13 protein-coding genes are annotated in these 17,958 nt (G+C 54.8%); 5 read left to right on the top strand and 8 right to left on the bottom strand.

What is annotated here, in order from left to right; translation table 11 throughout:
* Positions 1-23: 23 nt before the first annotated feature.
* Positions 24-1,283 carry a transcription termination factor Rho gene (gene rho, locus AC07WB_RS00775; protein ID WP_008105744.1) on the bottom strand — a complete coding sequence of 420 codons (1,260 nt, stop codon included), beginning with the start codon at positions 1,281-1,283 and terminating at the stop codon, positions 24-26.
* Positions 1,284-1,628: 345 nt separating this feature from the next.
* Positions 1,629-1,961 carry a thioredoxin TrxA gene (gene trxA, locus AC07WB_RS00770; RefSeq protein WP_008105741.1) on the bottom strand — a complete coding sequence of 111 codons (333 nt, stop codon included), beginning with the start codon at positions 1,959-1,961 and terminating at the stop codon, positions 1,629-1,631.
* Positions 1,962-2,078: 117 nt separating this feature from the next.
* Between trxA and rhlB the strand changes: the two genes are divergently transcribed.
* Both rhlB and gppA read left to right on the top strand, forming a co-directional pair.
* Complete coding sequence (rhlB, locus tag AC07WB_RS00765) at positions 2,079-3,374, top strand: ATP-dependent RNA helicase RhlB (protein ID WP_097095365.1); 1,296 nt, start codon at positions 2,079-2,081, stop codon at positions 3,372-3,374.
* Positions 3,375-3,381: 7 nt separating this feature from the next.
* Positions 3,382-4,866, top strand: a complete 1,485-nt coding sequence (gene gppA, locus AC07WB_RS00760) for a guanosine-5'-triphosphate,3'-diphosphate diphosphatase (protein WP_097095366.1) — start codon at positions 3,382-3,384, stop codon at positions 4,864-4,866.
* Between the two features lie 65 nt (positions 4,867-4,931).
* Here gppA and rep read toward each other — a convergent pair whose 3' ends face one another.
* Positions 4,932-6,953 (bottom strand): DNA helicase Rep, encoded by a 2,022-nt coding sequence (rep, locus tag AC07WB_RS00755; protein ID WP_494939889.1) that lies wholly within the window; start codon positions 6,951-6,953, stop codon positions 4,932-4,934.
* A 72-nt stretch (positions 6,954-7,025) separates the two neighbouring features.
* Here rep and ppiC point away from each other — a divergent pair, with 72 nt between their 5' ends.
* A complete protein-coding gene (gene ppiC / locus AC07WB_RS00750; RefSeq protein WP_008105734.1) occupies positions 7,026-7,307 on the top strand; it encodes a peptidylprolyl isomerase PpiC in 282 nt (93 codons plus the stop codon).
* Here ppiC and AC07WB_RS00745 read toward each other — a convergent pair whose 3' ends face one another.
* Positions 7,308-9,368 carry an AsmA family protein gene (locus AC07WB_RS00745; RefSeq protein WP_097095369.1) on the bottom strand — a complete coding sequence of 687 codons (2,061 nt, stop codon included), beginning with the start codon at positions 9,366-9,368 and terminating at the stop codon, positions 7,308-7,310.
* 61 nt (positions 9,369-9,429) lie between these two features.
* Entirely contained in the window at positions 9,430-10,203 is a 774-nt protein-coding gene (gene pdeH / locus AC07WB_RS00740) for a cyclic-guanylate-specific phosphodiesterase (protein ID WP_345827516.1), read from the bottom strand.
* Between the two features lie 282 nt (positions 10,204-10,485).
* Between pdeH and kdgK the strand changes: the two genes are divergently transcribed.
* Together kdgK and AC07WB_RS00730 are read left to right on the top strand one after the other, a co-directional pair.
* Positions 10,486-11,418, top strand: coding sequence for a 2-dehydro-3-deoxygluconokinase (gene kdgK / locus AC07WB_RS00735; RefSeq protein ID WP_345827518.1), 933 nt, complete (start codon positions 10,486-10,488; stop codon positions 11,416-11,418).
* A gap of 387 nt (positions 11,419-11,805) precedes the next feature.
* Complete coding sequence (locus AC07WB_RS00730; protein WP_097095372.1) at positions 11,806-12,678, top strand: alpha/beta hydrolase; 873 nt, start codon at positions 11,806-11,808, stop codon at positions 12,676-12,678.
* 3 nt (positions 12,679-12,681) lie between these two features.
* On the opposite strand, the gene AC07WB_RS00725 is transcribed toward AC07WB_RS00730, so the two are convergent.
* From AC07WB_RS00725 to hmsP, 3 genes are all read right to left on the bottom strand, one after another.
* The gene (locus AC07WB_RS00725) at positions 12,682-14,190 is read right to left on the bottom strand and encodes a M16 family metallopeptidase (RefSeq protein ID WP_494939888.1); all 1,509 of its coding nucleotides are present in this window, start codon (positions 14,188-14,190) and stop codon (positions 12,682-12,684) included.
* A gap of 245 nt (positions 14,191-14,435) precedes the next feature.
* Positions 14,436-15,716, bottom strand: coding sequence for a dicarboxylate/amino acid:cation symporter (locus AC07WB_RS00720; protein ID WP_008105722.1), 1,281 nt, complete (start codon positions 15,714-15,716; stop codon positions 14,436-14,438).
* A 229-nt stretch (positions 15,717-15,945) separates the two neighbouring features.
* Positions 15,946-17,958 carry a biofilm formation regulator HmsP gene (hmsP, locus tag AC07WB_RS00715; protein WP_320204465.1) on the bottom strand — a complete coding sequence of 671 codons (2,013 nt, stop codon included), beginning with the start codon at positions 17,956-17,958 and terminating at the stop codon, positions 15,946-15,948.

The following is a 17,958-nucleotide window of genomic DNA, read 5'->3' as shown; positions in this document are numbered from 1 at the left end:
CTTAGCGGGTCGCCACCTGCGACTTAGGAACGCTTCATCATATCGAAGAATTCGTCGTTGGTTTTGGTCATTGCCAGTTTATTGATGAGGAATTCCATCGCATCGATTTCACCCATTGGATGGATGATTTTGCGCAGGATCCACATCTTCTGCAGCTCTTCCTGCGTGGTGAGCAGCTCTTCTTTACGCGTACCAGAACGATTGTAATCGATCGCTGGGAATACGCGTTTCTCGGCGATTTTACGCGAGAGGTGCAGTTCCATGTTACCTGTACCTTTAAACTCTTCGTAAATCACTTCGTCCATCTTCGAACCGGTATCAACCAGCGCGGTAGCGATGATGGTCAGGCTGCCGCCCTCTTCCACGTTACGTGCCGCACCGAAGAAACGCTTCGGACGATGCAGGGCGTTCGCATCCACACCGCCGGTCAGGACTTTACCTGATGCGGGAACCACGGTGTTGTAGGCACGCGCCAGACGGGTGATGGAATCGAGCAGGATGATCACATCTTTTTTGTGCTCAACCAGGCGCTTAGCCTTCTCGATCACCATCTCAGCAACCTGTACGTGGCGTGAAGCTGGCTCATCAAAGGTAGAAGCGATGACTTCACCTTTAACCAGACGCTGCATCTCGGTCACTTCTTCCGGACGTTCGTCAATCAGCAGCACCATCAACAGGCAATCTGGATAGTTGTAGGCAATGCTCTGCGCGATGTTCTGCAGCAGCATGGTTTTACCGGCTTTCGGCGGTGCCACGATCAGACCACGCTGGCCACGACCAATTGGGGAAGCCAGGTCCAGCACGCGTGCTGTCAGGTCTTCAGTCGAGCCGTTCCCGCGCTCCATACGCATACGCTTGCTGGCATGCAATGGCGTGAGGTTTTCGAACAGAATCTTGTTGCGCGCGTTTTCCGGCTTGTCGTAGTTAACTTCGTTAACTTTCAACAGCGCAAAATAGCGTTCACCTTCTTTTGGCGGGCGAATCTTGCCAGAAATGGTGTCACCAGTGCGGAGGTTGAAGCGGCGGATTTGGCTGGGAGAAACGTAGATATCATCGGGACCGGCGAGGTAGGAGCTGTCTCCAGAACGGAGGAAACCAAATCCGTCCTGCAGTATCTCCAGCACACCATCACCAAAGATGTCTTCGCCGCTTTTTGCGTGCTGTTTCAGGATAGAGAAAATAATATCCTGCTTGCGCATACGCGCCTGGTTTTCCAGCCCCATATTTTCGCCGAGGGTAATCAGCTCAGAAACCGGCGTATTCTTTAATTCGGTAAGATTCATAGTGATGGGTTCTTAAACTCGGGGTAATTCTCGAAATGATTGTCGTGAGTGGTATGGCAAAAATTCCATGCCTGTTAATGGCTCTTTTTCAACTCAGCTCGACGATTATCGTCAGATGTGGCGATAGGAAACGAGGAGACGGTCGAAAGATGATGCCGAATGTGCTAGTCATCAGATTGCCAAACCACGATAACGTTCATTGCGAGTAGGGTCTGACAAGGGAAAACTTAGATGCAAACTACAAGGTAAGAGCGTAATGCAGTGAACTCAACTTAACACGCTTAAAGTGAGACGTCCAGCAGTGGCGAAAAAATTCACCACTGCGGAACAAACACCGCGCCGGGCTTAGGCCAGGTTAGCGTTCAGAAACTCTTTCAACTGCCCTTTAGACAGTGCACCAACCTTGGTTGCCGCCACTTCGCCGTTCTTGAACAGCAGCAGAGTTGGAATACCGCGGATGCCATATTTAGGCGCTGTACCCGGGTTGTCATCAATGTTCAATTTCGCGATGGTAAGCTTACCTTCGTACTCTTCGGCGACTTCGTCGAGGATTGGGGCGATCATTTTGCAAGGACCACACCATTCAGCCCAGAAATCTACCAGAGTGACACCGTCTGCTTTCAGTACGTCTGTGTCGAAACTGTCATCGGTCAAGTGAACGATCTTATCGCTGCTCATGTTTAACTCCAAAAGATTGTGCCTGGCGAATCGGCGGAAATTATACCAACGTAGGTTGACTTTATTTCATCGGATACGCTTTCGTAAAGCGCTAGTAAGCTGATATTCTACCACACTATGAGCAAAACACACTTAACTGAACAGAAGTTTTCCGACTTCGCCCTGCACCCTCAGGTGATAGAAGCCCTTGATACTAAAGGCTTTAGCCACTGCACGCCTATACAGGCGCTCGCGTTGCCTCTTACGCTTACAGGGCGTGATGTTGCGGGTCAGGCGCAAACCGGTACCGGCAAAACGATGGCGTTCCTGACGTCAACGTTTCATTATCTTCTTTCTCATCCTGCCGCAGAAGGTCGCCAGATTAATCAGCCACGTGCGCTGATCATGGCCCCAACGCGTGAGCTCGCCGTACAAATTCATGCTGATGCAGAGCCGTTAGCGAAGGTCACTGGCTTAAAGCTGGGCCTGGCTTATGGTGGCGACGGCTACGATAAACAGTTGAAAGTATTGGCAGATGGCGTCGACATTCTGGTGGGCACCACCGGACGTTTGATCGACTATGCCAAGCAGAACCATGTCAACCTGGGCGCCATTCAGGTTGTTGTGCTGGATGAAGCCGATCGCATGTTCGATCTCGGCTTTATTAAAGATATCCGTTGGCTGTTCCGCCGCATGCCGCCGGCCACCCAACGCCTGAGTATGTTGTTCTCTGCCACCTTATCTTACCGCGTACGTGAACTGGCGTTTGAGCACATGAACAACGCCGAATACGTGGAAGTGGAACCGGAGCAGAAAACCGGCCATCGCATCAAAGAAGAGCTTTTCTATCCTTCTAATGAAGAGAAAATGCGCTTGCTGCAGACGCTGGTTGAGGAAGAGTGGCCCGATCGCGCGATTATTTTCGCTAACACCAAGCATCGTTGTGAAGACATTTGGGGCCATCTGGCTGCCGACGGTCACCGCGTTGGTCTGCTGACTGGCGACGTGGCACAGAAAAAACGTCTGCGTATCCTCGACGATTTCACCAAAGGTGATGTGGATATCCTGGTTGCCACCGATGTGGCCGCACGTGGTTTGCATATTCCTGCGGTCACGCATGTGTTCAACTACGATCTGCCTGACGATCGCGAAGACTACGTACACCGCATTGGCCGTACGGGCCGCGCCGGTGCCAGCGGTCATTCCATTAGCCTCGCGTGTGAAGAGTACGCGCTGAACCTGCCAGCGATTGAAGAGTACATTGGTCACGGTATTCCGGTGAGCAAGTACAACAGCGACGCGTTGCTGAACGAGCTACCACCGCCGAAGCGCCTGCAGCGCAGTCGCTCAGGAAACGGTCCACGCCGTGGCGGGAACAACAGCAACCGTCGTAGTGGCGCACCGCGCAATAGCAACCGTAAACGTTCGGGTTAAGCACACCATGCTAAGCGCATCGTCACTCTATGCAGCGATTGATTTAGGTTCTAACAGCTTTCATATGTTGGTGGTGCGCGAAGTGTCTGGCAGTATTCAGACCGTCGCGCGGATAAAACGCAAAGTGCGTCTGGCCGCGGGCCTCGACAAAGCCAATCATCTCTCTGCAGAGGCGATGCAACGTGGCTGGCAGTGTCTGAAGTTGTTCTCTGAACAGCTTCAGGATATTCCCCCAGAGCAAATCCGCGTGGTAGCAACCGCCACGCTGCGCATTGCAGAAAATGCGCAGGATTTCCTCATTACCGCTGAACAAATTCTTGGCTGCCCGGTGAATGTCATCAGCGGCGAAGAAGAAGCGCGCCTGATCTATCAAGGCGTGGCGCACACCACCGGCGGTTCCGATCAGCGTTTAGTGGTGGATATCGGCGGCGGCAGCACCGAACTGGTGACCGGCGAAGGCTCGCATGCCACCACGCTATTTAGCTTGTCGATGGGCTGCGTCACCTGGCTTGAACGCTATTTCAGCGATCGTCATCTGGCGAAAGAGAATTTCGAGCAGGCCGAACTGGCTGCACGCGAGATGATTCGTCCAGTGGCAGCGGCGCTGCGTGAGAAAGGCTGGCAAATCTGCGTGGGTGCATCCGGCACCGTGCAGGCATTGCAGGAAATCATGGTGGCACAGGGCATGGATGAACGCATCACCCTGAGCAAGCTGCAACAGCTGAAGCAACGCGCCATTCAATGCGGCAAGCTGGAAGAGCTGGAAATTGAAGGATTAACGCTGGAACGCGCGCTGGTGTTCCCCAGCGGCCTATCGATCCTCATCGCTATCTTCCAGGAGCTGGGTATTGAAGGCATGACGTTGGCTGGCGGCGCACTGCGGGAAGGTTTGGTGTACGGCATGCTGCATCTGCCAGTGGATCGCGATATCCGCAGCCGCACGCTGCAAAATGTGCAGCGCCGTTTTGCCATTGATATTGAGCAGGCTGGTCGAGTGCGTCAGCTAGCAGAGAGTTTCTTTCGTCAGGTGAGCAGCAGCTGGAAGCTGGATAACCGATGTCGCGATCTGCTTCTCAGCGCCTGTTCGATTCACGAAATTGGCCTGAGCGTCGATTTCCGTCAGGCACCGCAGCACGCCGCTTACCTGATTCGTCATCTTGATCTTCCCGGCTTCACTCCCGCACAGAAAAAAATGCTGGCCTGTCTGCTACAGAATCAAAGCGGCAGCATTGATTTGGCCTTGCTGACGCAGCAGAACGCCGTCCCGCCGCGCATGGCGGAGCGTTTAAGCCGTTTGCTGCGTTTAGCGATAATCTTCTCGAGCCGTCGACGCGATGACACCCTGCCCGCCGTGCGTTTGCAGGCGGATGATGATGCGTTGCATCTGACGCTGCCAGCCGGTTGGCGTGAAGCGCACCCGCTGCGTTCTGAGCTGCTGGAGCAGGAAAGCCACTATCAATCTTACGTGCACTGGCTGCTGACGATTTCCTGATGGTCAGGCGGCATCAATGCCGCCCCTACAATCGACGTAGGGTCGCCATTCATGGCGCCCCTTCTTCAACCCTTCTTCGCGTTCTCCAGCATCGCTCTTAACCCAGCAACGCGCGTCTGTCCGGTTTTCGCCCGCTCTTCTGCGCTCACCACTTTTTTCTCGCGCTCCCATACCACATCATCCTGCGGCAGCTCCAGCAGGAAACGGCTGGGTTCCGGGCGCATCAGCTCGCCATACTGCCGGCGCTCGCGGCATAGCGTAAAGGTCAGCTCTTTCTGCGCGCGCGTAATGCCCACATAGGCCAGACGCCGCTCTTCTTCGATATTGTTCTCATCAATGCTACTCTGGTGCGGTAATAATCCCTCTTCCATGCCAACCAGATAGACATAAGGGAACTCCAGCCCTTTCGACGCGTGCAGCGTCATCAGCTGTACCTGATCGAGCTCCTCGTCGCTCTCACCGCGCTCCATCATGTCGCGCAGCGTAAAGCGCGTAACCACCTGCGCCAGCGTCATCGGCTCGTTCAGCTCATCGCCTTCCAGCATTTCGGTCATCCACTGGAACAGCAGATTAACGTTTTTCATGCGCATCTCGGCCGCTTTCGGGCTGGGCGAGGTCTCAAACAGCCAGCTTTCGTAATCAATGCCGCGTATCAGGTCACGCACTGCGTTGACCGGTTCACGTTCAGTCAGTTGAATGATGTCGTTCAGCCAGTGTGTGAAGCGCTGCAAATGCTCCAGCCCACGTCCGCTCAAAGTTTGCTCCAGCCCCATATCGAAGCTGGCGTGATACAGGCTCTTATTGCGCAGGTTGGCCCATTCGCCCAGCTTCTGCAGCGTTGCCGGGCCAATCTCCCGGCGCGGCGTATTCACAATGCGCAGAAACGCGCTGTCATCTTCCTGATTGGTCAGCACGCGCAGGTAAGCCAGTAAATCTTTGATTTCTGGACGCGAGAAGAACGACGTGCCGCCAGAGATGCGATAGGGAATACGGTTCTGCATCAGCTGCTTTTCAAACACGCGCGACTGATGGTTGCCGCGGTAGAGAATGGCGTAATCCTTGTAAGCGGTTTTATTGATAAAGTGATGCGCGATCAGCTCGCCCGCCACGCGTTCCGCTTCGTGGTCTTCGTTATTGGCGCTCAGCACCTTCAGCTCGCTGCCCTGCCCCAATTCGGAGAACAGGCGCTTCTCAAACACGTGCGGATTGTTAGCGATAAGGATGTTGGCGGATTTCAGGATGCGCTGCGTTGAGCGGTAATTTTGCTCCAGCTTCACCACTTCCAGCGCCGGGAAATCCTGTTGCAGCAGCACCAGGTTTTGCGGCCGCGCACCGCGCCATGAGTAAATTGACTGATCATCATCGCCCACCACGGTAAAGCGCGCTCTTGCACCCACCAGCAGCTTCACCAGCTCGTATTGGCTGGTGTTGGTGTCCTGATATTCATCCACCAGCAGATAGCGAATGCGCTGCTGCCAGCGTTCACGCACTTCCTGATTGCGCTGCAACAGCAGCGTCGGCAGCGCGATTAAATCGTCGAAATCCAGCACGTTGCAGGATTTCAGATGTTGGTCATACAGCTGATAACAGTGGGCGAAAATCTGGTCGCGCTGCGATTTGGCCAAACCCGCTGCGCCCTGCGGATCAACCAGATCGTTCTTCCAGTTGGAAATAGTGGAAATCAGCTGCTGTAACAGCGTTTTATCTTCTTCCAGCCACTGTTTGGTCAGGTCTTTCAACAGCGCCAGCTGATCCTGATCGTCAAACAGCGAAAAGCTCGCTTTCATCCCCAGCGCTTTGTATTCACGCTTGATGATCTCAAGCCCCAGCGTGTGGAAGGTTGAAATCATCAGGCCGCGCGCCTCTTTGCGCCCCAGCGTTTGCGCCACACGCTCTTTCATCTCGCGTGAGGCTTTATTGGTAAAGGTCACCGCGGCAATATGGCGCGCCTGATAGCCGCATTCGCGGATCAGATGAGCAATTTTATTGGTAATAACGCGCGTTTTACCTGAGCCCGCACCGGCCAGCACCAGGCAAGGACCGGTGACAAATTCGACAGCTCGTTGTTGGCCGGGATTTAAACGCATAACGGAATTCGCTCAGTTGGATCAAAAGAAAGGAGGGTATAATGGCCGGATTATACACATTAGGATGACATCATGGCGAAAACCGCGGCGGCTTTACATATCCTCGTGAAAGAGGAAGCGCAGGCTAAATCTCTGCTGGCGCAGCTTGAAAAAGGCGCAAACTTCCAGCAGCTGGCTAAAAAGCACTCTACCTGTCCATCAGGTCGTAACGGCGGCGATTTGGGTGAGTTTCGTAAAGGGCAGATGGTACCGGCCTTTGATAAGGCGGTCTTCTCCTGTCCGCTGTTGCAGCCCTACGGACCGGTGAAAACCGCCTTTGGTTACCACATCATCAAAGTACTGTGGCGTAACTGATTACTTCTGATTCTTCATCTGCTGCAGCACGTTGCTACACTGGTTCTCTTCATTATCGCTGGGTGAAACCAGCGCCAAAAGCGCTGCGGCTGGCGCAACCACCGCACCAAGAGCGACCGCTGCAGCACCGCGAGCGATGAGCGGCCCGGCTTTCACACCGGCATCCGGATTTTTAAAGGTACCGCGCACATAGAGCGGTGAACGCAGCGTGATGATGCGAATCCCTTTACTCTCCGGATTGATCGACAAATCCATGCGTTCGTTAGCGAAGTTGACGTTGCCGGTGACGTTGATGACCGCATTCTCGGTATCCAGCAAGAATAGCTTCGGCGTCGCCAGGCCCTGACGAATATTCAGATCGGTAGCCGCACAGTTGATTTTCACCTCATCATCACCGAACAGTTTACCCACCACATAGTTACCGACGTTCAGCCCAGCAATCTCCATTAGGCTTCGGCTAATCAGACCATCATTCATCAGCAGCTTTAGTTCACCATCGCTGGTGCCCAACAAATCGGCCACCGAATTACCGGTACCGCTCAGGGTCGCGTCGCCGTTAAGTTGGCCCAAACTGTTTTGCATTGCAGTGACATTCGGGAACAGCTGACGCAGGCGCAGCTTGCGCGCATGCAGATCGGCGCGTCCACGCATTGGGCTGCGATCGCCTTCCAGATGAATGGTGGAGTTGATACTGCCGCCCGCCATACCGAAGCGCAGCGGATCGAGCAGCAGATCGCCGTTCTTCAGCTGCACATGGGTATAAAGATCGCTGAGTGGCAGCTTGCTGCTGTGTTCAATGCGTTTACCACTGAACTTCACGTCGGCGTCCATCACGTCCCAGCTTTTGGTATCGAACTTATCATGCGGCAATACGCGATCGGCGGGCTGTGTCGAGGCCTCTCCGCGCTGCGCTTTCGCCTGCTGCGTTTTGTCGCTGCCTTTACCCGAATCGACGCCAATCAACGGCCCCAAATCGGCCATGCGCAGCTGGTTCGAGGTGAGTTCACCGGTAAGCGTAGGACGCGGTTTGCCCTGACGATAAATGAGCGAGCCGTGAATATCACTGTCACCAATATGACCATTGAACTTCTCATAGCGGAACAGCGGCCCTTTATCCTCGTTGAAGCGCGCAATCAAATGACCATCGGTTTCATACGGCGGCGTATCCGGCAACAGCACGCCCGTGAGGCCATACAGATTCGCCAGCGTGTCGCCGGAGAAGCGCAGGCGCACATCCAGACCGCCGAGATTGAGCGGATCCTGCAAGGTGCCATCAAGGCGCACCCGCGTGCTGCCGTTGCGGACATCCACCTGCAGCGGGAACGGCGTGGTTTTACTGCGCAGCGATAACATGCCGCCAATTTTACCGTCGCCATCCAGTTTTTGGTTGTTGTAGGTGCCGCTCGCCTTCCAGCCGAAGACAAAATCACCCGCCCCTTTTTGCTGGTCGTTACCGCCCGCAACCTGCGCGTAGGGGACCGGTTTCCCCAGCGGATTGATCGTCACCGTAACATCGGCTTTATTGATGGCGTCGCGATACTGCACCTGCCCCTGATCAAACAAGATGTTATCGAGGCGGAATGACCAGGCAGAAGGCGCTGCATTTGCATCGCTGTTTCCGCTGCTGGCAAGATCGAAGGTCCAGTTGTTCTTTTTGTCGGCGGTCTGCACCAGACGTGCGTCCGGCTGCTGCATCTTAATCCACGGCAGATAGATCTGCTTATGCAGCAGCGCCAGCGGCGCAATAGTCGCTTCTACCCGCTGTAAGTGCACCATGGTGACATCCGGAACGGTCGGCGGATTACCGAGCATCACATCATCAGCATGCACCTGCGGCCATGGCACCCAGCTGCGCCAGCCAGGCTCTTCACGGTTGCGCACCCAAGCCACGCCAAGATCGCCGCGAATGGCGAAAGGACGATTCAGTTCAGCTGAAACTTTTTGATTAATCGTTGGTTTGAGACGATTCCAGTCAAAGGTGGCGATGATCACCACAATTAACACTACCAATAACAAAAAAATCCCGACCACCCAGCTCAGGATCTTTCGAGTACGTGACATATTGCTTCCTCCATGCCCTTCCACGTCTCACTAAGGATAGTCGAGACGCTGGAGAACGGGATCAGGGAAGCTCAAGTGCCATGTGTTCCAGCTCGCTAAACGGCACCGGACGCGAGAAAAAATAGCCCTGCGCCGCCATCGCGGGGGAGCTGCGCACCTGTTGCCACTCTTCTTCGGTTTCCACGCCTTCCACGATAACGCCGTTGCAGTAACGGTTAATTAACGCCAGCAGCATGGAGAACATTGAACGGCCTTCGTCACTGGCACGCAGCAGCATAAACAGTTCGCGCGATAATTTGATGTAGTCGTAGCGCAGTTCGGTTAGTGCAGAGAAGTTCGCCATCCCAGAGCCAAAGTCATCCAGCCATAGCGGACCGAGTTCCGGCATCTTCGCCACCATCTCTTCCTGCGGCAGCGCGTGGTGCTCCGTCAGTTCAAAACGTACCCATGGTAACTGCGCGATTAAGGTACGAATCAATTCATGCTGCTCAATTTCCATCAACGTTGGGCCGTCGATATTCACCGACGCCACCAGCTGACGCTGACTGAAAAAGTGTGACCATTTTACCAGGAGCTCCAGCTGCTCCTGGACGACACCCAGCCGCTGCGAGATAGTCAGGGCTTCGAAATAGTCTTCGGGCGACAACCTTTTTTCTGGCGCGGAGGGATGGGTCACCGCCGTCAGTAATTCAATGGCCAGCAAGCGGCCTGAGACCTGATAAATCGGCTGGAAAGTATAGAATCGTTGGCACTGCTGCCAGAAGAAACGCGTTTCCTGTTGTTGCTCCAGTTCATTTGAAACAGGCAGCCGATGACTCAAATTCTTCATCACCATGGTTTTTTCCTGGTTGGTGTCGAGTGCCTGCAAATAGCATCTCAGCGGCAAGTATCGGCGATCGCAGGGATAACTTTATCAATCTCATTAGTCCCAAGAATCGTTGAGTGTAACAGCGTGCTCCGCGCTTAATCGGCAAAACAAAACGCGCTTTGACCGTTAAATCACCGCAGCAGGATGAGTTTACCGCCTTAAGCTAAATCAAAACATCGTTTTAAAAATCATTGACGGCTGCCATACCAGACGCGAGACTAAGGCGAAATTCACTATAGGCTGAAGACCATGACGCAGAAGAACATCGCCATCATCGGCGAATGCATGATTGAGCTGTCCGAGAAAGGTGAGAACATCAAACGCGGTTTTGGCGGGGATACGCTGAACACGGCGGTTTATCTGGCACGCCAGTCAGATCCTCAGCAACTGCGTGTCGACTACGTCACCGCACTCGGCACCGATAGCTTCAGCGATCAGATGATCGCCGCCTGGCAGCAGGAGCAGATTCACACCGATCTGATTCAGCGCCTCGACAATAAAATGCCGGGCCTGTACTTCATCGAAACCGACGATCACGGTGAACGCACGTTCTGGTACTGGCGCAACGACGCCGCCGCGCGCTTCTGGCTGGATAGCGCACAGGCGGATGATATCTGTCAGCAACTGGCGCACTACGATTATCTCTATTTGAGTGGCATCAGCCTGGCCATTTTGCCGGCCGCCAGCCGCAACAAACTCATGACGCTGCTTAGCGCCTGTCGTCAGAACGGCGGCAAGGTAATTTTCGACAACAACTATCGTCCGCGTCTGTGGGCCGATAAAGCCAGCGCGCAGCAGGCGTACGCCGAGATGCTGCGTCATACCGATATGGCGTTTCTCACCCTTGATGATGAGGATCTGCTGTGGGGCGAGCAGCCGCTGGATGCGGTGATTGCCCGGACGCGTGCCGCAGGCGTGCAGGAGATCGCGATTAAGCGCGGTGCGGATTCCTGCCTGGTGGCGGTTGGCGACGAACCGCTGCGGGACGTTGCCGCGATCAAGCTGGCGAAAGAGAAAGTGATTGATACCACCGCCGCAGGTGACTCCTTTAGCGCCGGGTATCTGGCACTGCGTTTAGCCGGGGGCAGCGCCGAAGAGGCGGCAGCGCGTGGTCACCTCACCGCCAGCACGGTAATTCAGCATCGCGGTGCGATTATTCCGCTCAGCGCAATGCCGCGTTAATCCAGGTGCGCATGAATGCGCACCCTACGCATATTGTAAGGTCGTCATTTATGACGACCAAATTCATCAATATTGCTAACCACCTCGTGCTCAACGTTTGCCTTAACGCAGTATTTTTCTCTGCCAATTTCCACTAATCACTTAGCTCGTCCACTTCTGTAACATTACCCGCTGCACCGCTTTAACCCTGCTTATCAGAGTGATTTAAATTCAATGTGTTATGTCACGAAAACACGCCCGCCAGGCATAGTCCGAAACTGGCGAAATCGGCGGTTTTCGGCTGGACGCCAGCCGCAAAAGAGACCATGTTTTAATCAATAACAGCAGGATGCTGTTACTCCGGCCGCGAACAGAATAATGACAATATGACTCGCTCAGGACTGACTTATGCACACAGAAATTATCAATATCTGGCCAAACGGTGATGCGCCAGGCGCGAGCGATTCGCGCGCTCAGCCGCAGATCGTCGATCTCGCCAAAGAGTACGAACCTTATGACCGTGCGGCCACCGGCGTGCGCTGCCCGGAAATTGCCCTCTGGCATCCGGAAACCTCGAACGGTATTACGCTGTTGGTGGCGCCGGGCGGCGGTTATCAGCGGGTATTGATCGATCGGGAAGGCAGCGCGCTTGCCACCTTCTTCACTTCGATGGGCTACACATTGGCGGTAATGACTTATCGCCTGCCCTATGATGGTCACCACGAAGGTCCGGACGCGCCACTGGCCGATGCGCAGCGTGCGGTGCGCGTGCTGCGTGAACGAGCACAACGCGGCATCAACGGTAAATACATTGTGATGATGGGCTTTTCGGCGGGCGGACACGTTGCCGCCAGCCTCGGTACGCGCTTCGGTGAAAAACTTTATCCGGTGCAGGATCAGGCAGACAGCTTCTCGCCGCGCCCGGATGCGATGGTACTGCTCTATCCGGTAATCAGTATGCGTGAAGGTCTGGCGCATGAAGGCGCGCGCACCCGCTTATTGGGCGCCTGGCCAGATCAAAAGATGATTGAGGCGTATTCACTGGAGACGCGCGTACATGCGCAAACGCCGCCCACGCTGCTGATTCACGCGTCCGATGATGAGTCGGTTTCGGTGAATAACAGCATGGTGTTTTTCAGCGCGCTGCGGGAGCACAAGGTGCCGGTGGAGATTCACTTCTACCAGAAAGGCGGCCACGGATTTGGTATCCGTGGCGTGGCGGATCTTCCCCTCGCCAGCTGGCCAATGCTCGTAACGGAATGGCTTAGAGCTAAGACCTGATAATCAGGATGATGGCGCGGTCTGTTCCCCCGCGCCAGCGCTGTTATCCGGTTTGACTTCATCCGAAGCGGCAGGCGCAGCAGGTGCGTCTGGTAACTTCATCACCTTATCCCAGCTTTCCTGCAGCATCTTCACGTTAGTCTCGGCCTCACCCTGCGGCTGAATCAGCACCATGGTCAGCTCCTGCGACAGCTGCTGGCGCAGTTCCTGATTCAACTGGTCGCGCGTCATTTCGCTGAGGAATGTCTGGCGCAGCTTCTGATACTGCTCTGGCGCAATGTCCACGACCGCATTTTGCTGCGAACGCAGACGCTGGCCCATCAGAATATCGGTGTCGGTACGGGCGTAAGTGGCGAACAGTTTGTTGAGTTCCAGCAGCTTTTGCGCCATCAGCGCGTCGAACTCATCCTGCGGCAAACCCTTATCGCGGACTGCGGCCAGCTCCTTCGCTACCTGATTCATGTTCTGCGGCAACGAGGCATTCGGGCTATCCATGTTGATGGAACACTGCGCACGCTGATACAGCACACGGCAGTCAAAGCCAACCTGCACGCTTTGCGCTTTGCTGTCCGCCAGGGCGCGCTGCACATGCCAGAACAGCGCTTCACGCGCCAAATCGCTCTGCCAGTAGCGCTGGAGATTCTGCGAATCACGAATCGGCTGCCAGGCGGTGTCCCATACCAGCGACAGGCGATCCTGATTCATCCCGCCATTCACCAGATTCACCGGCTGATGCGGCAACGGCGAGAGCGTCGGTAACGCAGCAGGTGCCACGCGCTTGCCTTTCAGCGGCGAGAAGGCTTTATTGATCTGCTCCGCCATGCTGCGGCTGTCAACATTGCCGACCACATACAGCGTCATGCCATCGGGCGTATACCATTGCTGATAGAAACTATTGAGCTGGGCGATATCGACCGGTGCGCGCGGTTGCTCACCCGGATCGTGCGCCAGCATCGCCGAACCTTTCAGGCGATAGCGCCACCACACATCCTGCGTATTGGCAGGCCAGGTGGCGATGGGATCGGTTGCCGTCAGCGCGGCGGAAACCACCTGCTCGTTGATGGTCATTTTACCGGCGGTTGCCGCCAGCCAGCTGAGCGCTTCTTTCAGCAAGTCTGGACGGTTATTGGGCAAACTTAGATTATATTGGGTGTAATCGTACGACGAAATAGCGGGCGGCAGCGGACGCTGTGGATCCATGGCCTGCTGCCACAGTGCACGTTGCTGATTGGTGTCCAGCGCGGCGTTATGCACCATCGCTAAACGCGGTAAAAGATGGCTGTAGCCAGTTTGTTGTGCGCTCTCCACCAGTGAACCGGTGTTAACAATCAGGCGCAGTTCAATACGATCGCTTGGACGCTGTGGTGTGGTCAGAAGCTGCCAACTAAAACCATTGTCCAGTTTGCCTTCCTGCCAGGCGGGATCGGGTTGGAGCGTTTCGGCTTGCACGCCAAAACCGGATGCTGCCAGTAGCAATCCGCCAACCAAAAGCCGAATTCTGGTGCCCTGCATGTGAACCCCTACTCAAACAGATCAACGCTCGTTAGCGCGGCATATTCGGCCACATCTGGGTGACCGGTGCGGCATTTTGCCGCCACGTTTATTTAATAACAGACTCTTTGACCACGAGAAGGTCAGGATGTCGCGCAACGAGGCAAAAAATCGGGAAAAAAATCAATGGGGTTTATTATGCAAATGCCCGCTGTCAGGGCAAGCGACAGCGGGCATTTCTGGGCAAATTAACGCAAATAGCGCTTTTACGCGGCGGTTTCTGGTGCGTTATTCACCTTTTTCCCTGAAGAAAGCGTCGCGTTCAGCTGTTTCTCGTCCAGCTGACCCACCCACTTCGCCACCACAATAGTCGCCACGCCGTTACCCACCAGATTCGTCAGCGCACGGGCTTCGGACATAAAGCGATCAATACCGAGAATCAACGCTAAACCCGCCACCGGCAGATGGCCCACAGCGGACAACGTGGCCGCCAGCACGATAAAGCCGCTGCCGGTAACACCTGCTGCACCTTTAGAAGAGAGCAACAGCACCACTAACAGCGTGATTTGGTGGAAGACATCCATGTGTGCGTTGGTTGCCTGCGCGATAAACACTGCCGCCATGGTGAGATAAATCGAGGTGCCATCAAGGTTGAACGAATACCCCGTTGGGATCACTAATCCCACCACCGATTTCTTACAGCCGAGCTTCTCCATCTTATCCAGCATGCGCGGCAGCGCAGACTCAGATGAAGAGGTCCCCAGCACAATCAGCAGTTCTTCTTTGATGTAAGCAACAAACTTGAAGATGTTGAAGCCAGCAAAGCGCGCAATCAGCCCCAGCACCACCACCACAAACAGCACGCAGGTGATATAGAAGCAGATAATCAGCTGACCGAGCTGCACCAGCGATCCCACGCCATATTTGCCGATGGTAAAGGCCATGGCCCCGAAGGCACCGATAGGCGCGAGACGCATGATCATGTTGATAACGCCGAAGATCACTTTCGAGAAGCTCTCAATGACGTTGAACATCACCGTACCTGCGCTGCCAAGGCGATGCAGCGCAAAGCCGAACAGAATAGCGAACAGCAGTACTTGCAGGATGTTGCCGCTGGCGAAAGCACCGATGACGCTATTCGGGATCACATCCAGCAGGAAGGCAACCACACCTTGCTGCTCCGCCTGCTGGGCGTAAACCGCAACCGCTTTGGCATCCAGCGTGGCCGGATCAACGTTCATGCCCGCACCAGGCTGCACCACATTGACCACCACCAAACCAATGATCAGCGCGATGGTGCTGACCACTTCAAAGTACAGCAGCGCAACCGCGCCGGTACGTCCAACGGCTTTCATGCTCTCCATGCCGGCAATACCGGTCACCACCGTACAGAAAATAACGGGGGCGATGATCATCTTGATCAGCTTAACGAACCCATCGCCGAGCGGCTTCATTTGCGCGCCTAACTCAGGATAGAAGTGGCCCAACAGGACGCCGATGCCGATGGCAACCAGTACCTGAAAATAGAGGCTTTTTAAGATTTTCATAACAGGTGTCCAGTAAGACGGTTTTCACCGCCATTGTTGTGGAGTAACGCATGCGGCAAGCCGCCAGAAGCGTAAAACCTTACCGATGGCGAGGAAAATAACACCCTGTTAACAAGATTAATATCCCCTAACATTCCTTACAAAAGTTACAAAACTCTAACTATGAACTGAAACGCTTCAGCTTAGCGCTTCGCATTAATTTTGTAAGGAAAATCAATAACCAAGGTGATTATTCAAGGGTTTGGGAGGGATTGAGCCAGCGTTGATTAAAGACGTCGAGAGGCAGTGCTTCAGCATATAAGTAGCCTTGCCCGATAGTAATTCCGCGCGCCAGCAGCCAGTCACGCTGCTCGGCGGTTTCCACACCTTCAGCAATCACGTCGAGGTGAATGATGTCGGCAATGGCCGCCACAATGCGCACCATGGTGTCATCAACCGGTAACGCGGCGACGAAACTGCGATCCATTTTCAGTTTGTTCACCGGCAGCGCTTTGAACTGATGCAGATAATTCAGGTTGGAGTAGCCCATACCGAAGTCATCGAGCGCGACGGCCACGCCGGTTTTTTGCAACAAGCGCAGTAGCGCAATCGCCTGTTCAGCATCGCCAATCTGCGCGGTTTCCGTGATCTCCAACACGAAGTTACCGGGCGCAATACGATGGCGTTCCAGCAATCCCTGCAAATGGCTCACCATGCTGGCATCGCGCAGCTGTACCGCCGAGATATTGACGCTGAGCGGTATATTGATCCCCTGCTTCTGCCAGGCGGCAAGAATGCGGCAGGCCTCTTCAAATACCCAACGCCCAATCGCCGAAATCACCCCAATCTCCTCGGCGCTGGCAATGAACTCTTCCGATAACCCGTAGCTGCCATCCGGCATGCGCATACGCAGCAGCGCTTCGGCGCCGGCCAGTTCACCGGTTTCCATATTGATTTGCGGCTGCAAATAGAGGGAAAACTGATCCTCCTGCAAACCTTGCAGGATGTCATGTTCCTGAGTTAAACGCTTTTGCGCCCGTTCGGTGAGGGCGGGATCGAAGAACAGGATCTGATTTTTACCCTGGTGGCGCGCCGACATCATTGCCGATGTCGCGCGATCGAGCTGTTCGCTGGCCGAAATGGTGCTCTCTTCATAAAGCGCTAACCCAATGCTGGCATTTGGCCGCAGCTGAAGATTTTGCAGATTCACCGGCTGATTGAGGCGAATCATCAGGTTGCGCGCCAGACGCATGGCGCGAAACGGGTTGTGCGCGCGCTTCATTAACAGCGCGAAGTCGCTGGGGCCGGTTTGCGCCAGTAAGACGTGATCGTCCACGGTGCTGCGAATCTTCTCCACCAGCGTCAGCATTAACGTATCACGCTGTTCATCGCTCAGTACGCCGTTGGCTTCCTGTAGCGTCTCGATACGAATCACCATCAGTCCCCACGCCTGGCGGTTACGTTGCTGGTTCATATGCTGTTCGAGCAGCGCGAGGAACAGCGCGCGATTGGGCAGATCCGTCACGGCGAAATGGGTGGTCATGCGGCTCATTTCATCGTGAATCGACTCTAATACCTGCTGATTACGGTTGTAGCTGCGGATCAGCATGCCAATTTCATCATCACGGTGATTGTTGGGCAGCGCCAGCTTGTGCGTCAAAATCGCCTGCGGCGGCAGCTCCTGCAAATCACGCGAAATATCGCGCAGCGGATGCACAATTAAACGATTGATACACCAGCTGATGGCGACAGAGAGAATCAGCGCCAGCAGTAGATAGGTGGTGATCATGGTCGATAACGTGCTGAGCAGGAACTGATAAACGCGCGAGGAGTCAGCCTGCAGCACCAGATAGGCAATCGGCTTTGGCAAACCAGACCGCTCCACCGAATAGAGCGGCAGCGTGATTTGTACCGGCAGCTCAAACAGGCGCGCCACCCAGCGCGGCACCGGTTTTTCCGGCGCGAAATCGGCATGCAGCGCCTGAAACGCATTCGGCAGCACCACATCAGCGCGCGATAAAATACCGGCCGGTTTCAGAGTATTAAGGATATGTTCAGCTTGCGGGATGTCGGCTTTTAGCACTGCCTCGGAGAGCGGCTGACGCACGGTATGCGCCACATTTTCCATTTGTTGGGCGTAGTCAATCCTGCGCTGCTGCACAAAATGAAACAGCTGGACGACAATAAAAATGCTGATGGTCACAATTGCTACGGCGGAAACCGTCGCCATCTGCTTTATCGTTAAAGAACGACTGACGCGCAA

The organism is Pantoea sp. GW821-FHT03E06, assembly GCF_059420725.1.
The sequence above is the reverse complement of the archived record's forward strand: the minus strand, read 5'-3'. Positions and strand labels throughout refer to the sequence as shown.

Coding starts and splice junctions, on each gene's coding strand:
- rho (WP_008105744.1), bottom strand. CDS start 1,283: ATGAATCTTACCGAATTAAAGAATACGCCGGTTTCTGAGCTGATTACC.
- trxA (WP_008105741.1), bottom strand. CDS start 1,961: ATGAGCAGCGATAAGATCGTTCACTTGACCGATGACAGTTTCGACACA.
- rhlB (WP_097095365.1), top strand. CDS start 2,079: ATGAGCAAAACACACTTAACTGAACAGAAGTTTTCCGACTTCGCCCTG.
- gppA (WP_097095366.1), top strand. CDS start 3,382: ATGCTAAGCGCATCGTCACTCTATGCAGCGATTGATTTAGGTTCTAAC.
- rep (WP_494939889.1), bottom strand. CDS start 6,953: ATGCGTTTAAATCCCGGCCAACAACGAGCTGTCGAATTTGTCACCGGT.
- ppiC (WP_008105734.1), top strand. CDS start 7,026: ATGGCGAAAACCGCGGCGGCTTTACATATCCTCGTGAAAGAGGAAGCG.
- AC07WB_RS00745 (WP_097095369.1), bottom strand. CDS start 9,368: ATGTCACGTACTCGAAAGATCCTGAGCTGGGTGGTCGGGATTTTTTTG.
- pdeH (WP_345827516.1), bottom strand. CDS start 10,203: ATGGTGATGAAGAATTTGAGTCATCGGCTGCCTGTTTCAAATGAACTG.
- kdgK (WP_345827518.1), top strand. CDS start 10,486: ATGACGCAGAAGAACATCGCCATCATCGGCGAATGCATGATTGAGCTG.
- AC07WB_RS00730 (WP_097095372.1), top strand. CDS start 11,806: ATGCACACAGAAATTATCAATATCTGGCCAAACGGTGATGCGCCAGGC.
- AC07WB_RS00725 (WP_494939888.1), bottom strand. CDS start 14,190: ATGCAGGGCACCAGAATTCGGCTTTTGGTTGGCGGATTGCTACTGGCA.
- AC07WB_RS00720 (WP_008105722.1), bottom strand. CDS start 15,716: ATGAAAATCTTAAAAAGCCTCTATTTTCAGGTACTGGTTGCCATCGGC.